The sequence below is a fragment of the Stenotrophomonas sp. 3diitr2024 genome (assembly GCF_042136455.1).
Lineage (GTDB): Bacteria > Pseudomonadota > Gammaproteobacteria > Xanthomonadales > Xanthomonadaceae > Stenotrophomonas > Stenotrophomonas sepilia.
The window spans coordinates 1-323 of the sequence record NZ_JBHHMJ010000431.1 but is presented as its reverse complement, the minus strand read 5'-3'; the positions used below and the strand labels follow the sequence as shown (position 1 = coordinate 323).

General features: G+C 67.8%; 1 pseudogene. It reads right to left on the bottom strand.

Features of this window, described 5'->3' with window-relative positions:
* Window positions 1-104: 104 nt before the first annotated feature.
* Window positions 105-323: pseudogene (locus tag ABGA94_RS10735) on the bottom strand (hypothetical protein); the annotation flags it as partial.

Here is a 323-nt window from a genome sequence, read left to right as displayed (position 1 = left end):
GCTACCGGTATCCATCCCGGGCCAAATGCGCGATCCGAACCGCGCCGGCGGCGCCCTGCCGGGGGCCCTATACTGGTCAGCCAGGGTGCGTCGCGTCGGGGTTGCTCGGCCGCGTCCATGGATTCGTGCAGGATCGCGCGGCTGCCGGGCAGGCGGCGTGCGTCCGGGCTCAGGTTGCCGATGGCGTACTGGTTGAGTACTTCAATGGCATCGACGAACCTTGTCGAGGCTCGCGAAACCCGGATGATTCGCGGCACGCGACAGCGCAAGCAGTTCCTCTTGCCGCTCCGGCGCTTCCCAAGACCAAGACCGCCGGACGTTGG